Origin of the sequence: Kribbella sp. (genome assembly GCF_035687465.1) — a bacterium.
Taxonomy (GTDB): Bacteria; Actinomycetota; Actinomycetes; order Propionibacteriales; family Kribbellaceae; genus Kribbella.
Genome location: NZ_DASRXP010000385.1, coordinates 1 through 2,990, shown reverse-complemented (window position 1 = coordinate 2,990; position 2,990 = coordinate 1). Strand labels below are relative to the sequence as shown.

Here is a 2,990-nt window from a genome sequence, read left to right as displayed (position 1 = left end):
TCGACGGCAAGAACTCTCCGGACTGGCTGGGGTTCCGCAAGATCGCGCACCGGATCGTGTTCGGTGAGGTCCCGAACGTCAACGACCCGGACCCGATCGGGCACTTGCTGGCCGCGCTAGACGAGATCATCGCCCACATCGACAAGGTCAACAGCATCCTGACCACGCTGCCGGTGGATGTGTGCGAGGACGGCAAGCTCACCGAGGAACTCGCGAAGGACCCGCGTTACCCGGAGCTGCGGGTGTGGGTGCTGGTGATGGAGGAGTTCCAGAAGTACTTCGAGACCGAGGACCAGGAGGTCAACAAGGAGATTGCCCGCAAACTCTCCCTGATCCAAGCGGTCGGCCCATCGGCTGGTGTGTGGCTGATCTCCTGCTCTCAGAAGCCTTCCGGGGTCGGCGCGGGCGATGTCGGCCGGTTGTTCAACCGGTTCCGTGACAACCACACGCTGCGGTTCGCGCTGCGCTGCGGTAACCGTGACGTGTCCATGGCCGTGCTCGGTGGCGACGCCTACGCCGAAGGCTTCGACGCCTCCACACTCCCGCTAGGCGACAAGTTCCGGGGCGTCGGCTACCTGTACGGCGCAGAAGATCACCCGCCGACCGTGCGGACGTTCCTGGCATCGGCCAAGGACGCGGACAAGATCCTGACCGCCGCCCGAAAGATGCGCGAGGCAATGAACCTGCTCACCGGCGAAGCGGCAGGCGAGCAGATCGAGCGCAACAGCCGCGACGTCCTGGCCGACATCCTGACAGTGCTCGGTGCCGACACGGCAGCGCATTGGGAGGCGATCGCGGGACGGCTGGCTGAGCAGATGCCCGAGCAGTACGACGGCACGACGCCGGATGCGATCTCGGCTCAGGCCCGGGCGCTCAAGGTGCCCAGCCGGGACGTGAAACGCGACGGCGTGAACCGCAAGGGTGCCCGCGCCGACGACATCCGCGCCGCGATCGACCGCCGCAACAACATCAACGGAGCGTAACCAATCTGACCGGGGTGGTGGGCGCTGTAGGTAGCGCGCCTGCCGCTACCGGTAGCGGCAACGCTACCCGCCCCGCTACCCGACAACCCAGCACTGACCAGGCCGTATATCCGCAGGTAGCGGGTCGCGGCTCAGGCTCCTCACGCCCAAAAACAGCCCTCTGGAGGCTTCCCATGTCCAGCACTCCCGCTACCTCTACCCTCACCGCCGCTACCCACGGTAGCGCCACGGGTAGCGCCTCAATCGACCTCGCCGCGACCGTCCACACCGTCACACAGGCCGCGACGGTGGCACTCATCGTGACCGCCGTCATCGCCTTCTACCTCCTCACCTGCCTGATCTGGCCGTTCGGGAAGTGCCGCCGCTGCAAGGGCGCGGGCAAGTTCAAGTCCCCGTTCGGCAAGGCCTACCGCTACTGCGGTCGGTGCGACGGCTCCGGGCTGCGGGTCAGGGTCGGACGGCACGCCATCAACCACATCCGCGCCACGAGGGGCGCCGGAACCAACTCGGTCAGCAAGGGAGACAAGAAGTGACCGGGCGCCTGATGGATAAGGCCAGCCTGCACCCGGCCGCATCGCGATTCATCACCTTGTGGAACGGCAAGCAGGCGCTCGGCTGGGACCTCCACGGGACCCCGGTGTTCAAGTTCAAGTGGGCGCCCGCAGGACTCGCCACCCGCCGACAACTCCGCGCGATGCGGATGTGCCCGGGCGGCCACGAGCCCTACGCACTGCTCGTGTGGCGCAACGGACAGCGCTGGGCATGGCTCTACCGGCTCGACCTCGCCCGACCTTCCCGACTGCCGTCACCCGCGCAGTTGAACGCGCTCGACAAAGCCATGGAAGCCCGCCGCCGCTGCGGTCAATGCGGCCGGGTCTGTGACTACTGCATCCCGACCTCTGACGGCCGCTGCGACCTGTGCATGACCGCCTCTAGCTACTCCACCGCTGCCTGAAATCCCTCGAGGGGAGATCCACCGATGAACGAGATCCTGACCGCTGCGCTAGAGGCTGCCGAACGTGGCTGGCCGGTGTTCATGCTCGGCTATTCCAAGCGGCCCGTAGCCAACTGCAACACCTGCCGAGACAACCCCCACGACCCAGCTACCTGCAGGCACCTGACCTGCCACGGCTTCTACGCCGCGACCACTGACCCCAACCGCGTCGCGGCACTGGTCTACGCCATCCCGACAGGACAACTCGCCGTCCGAACCGGCGCCGTGTCCGGCCTCCTGGTCGTCGACATCGATCCGCAGCACGGCGGCAACGCCAGCTTCGCCGACCTCATCGCCCGCTCGCTCCTGCCCCGCACCCTCTCAGTCCAGACCGGTTCGTGGGGAACCCACCTGTACTACCGCCACCCCGGACAGCACATGCCATCCCGACCCATGCCGCGCATGAAGGGCATCGACATCAAGGCAGACGGCGGCTACGTCGTCCTGCCGCCATCGATCCATCACCGCACCGGCCGCCCGTACCAGTGGCGGTACGGCGTGGACGGGGTGGAGGAGATGCCCCCCGCGCTTGTGGCCGCCTGCCTGCCCCCTATGCCGGCCGATTCGCCCACCCCGCAGAACCGGCCCATCGCGACACAACCGGGCGGGGGCATCTCCCACCCGGACAAGCTCCTCAGCGCCCACCTGGACGCGGTACGCCGCGCCGCTGAAGGTCACCGCCGAACGACCCTCTACGGCGCCGCGCGAGGCATTGCCCGGATGGTCGCGGCCGGAGCAATCGAGCACACCGCCGCCGTCGCTGCCTTGACCGGGGCAGGGCGCGAAGCGGGTCAGACCGAACGCGAGATCAGAGCCGCCATCGCTGGCGGTTTCCGCGACGAAGGGATTGCCGCATGACCGACGACAACCTCGACCAGGCCGACGCCGTCGACGGCGCCGAGCTGCTAGACGACGTGGCCGCGACCATCACCCGGTACGTGATCCTGCCCAGCACGTCAGCGCTCGTCGCGGTCGTGCTGTGGACTGCCGCCACACACGCCGTGCCCTCTTGG

General features: G+C 67.7%; 3 protein-coding genes and 1 pseudogene. All 4 read left to right on the top strand.

Features of this window, described 5'->3' with window-relative positions; translation table 11 throughout:
* A pseudogene (locus VFG33_RS20365) lies at positions 1-983 on the top strand (cell division protein FtsK); the annotation flags it as partial.
* A 173-nt stretch (positions 984-1,156) separates the two neighbouring features.
* Positions 1,157-1,516 (top strand): hypothetical protein, encoded by a 360-nt coding sequence (locus tag VFG33_RS20360; protein WP_325054499.1) that lies wholly within the window; start codon positions 1,157-1,159, stop codon positions 1,514-1,516.
* Entirely contained in the window at positions 1,513-1,938 is a 426-nt protein-coding gene (locus VFG33_RS20355) for an RRQRL motif-containing zinc-binding protein (RefSeq protein ID WP_325054498.1), read from the top strand. The genes VFG33_RS20360 and VFG33_RS20355 overlap by 4 nt, the downstream gene beginning before the upstream one ends.
* Before the next feature lie 24 nt (positions 1,939-1,962).
* Positions 1,963-2,835 (top strand): bifunctional DNA primase/polymerase, encoded by an 873-nt coding sequence (locus tag VFG33_RS20350; protein ID WP_325054497.1) that lies wholly within the window; start codon positions 1,963-1,965, stop codon positions 2,833-2,835.
* Positions 2,836-2,990: the final 155 nt, after the last annotated feature.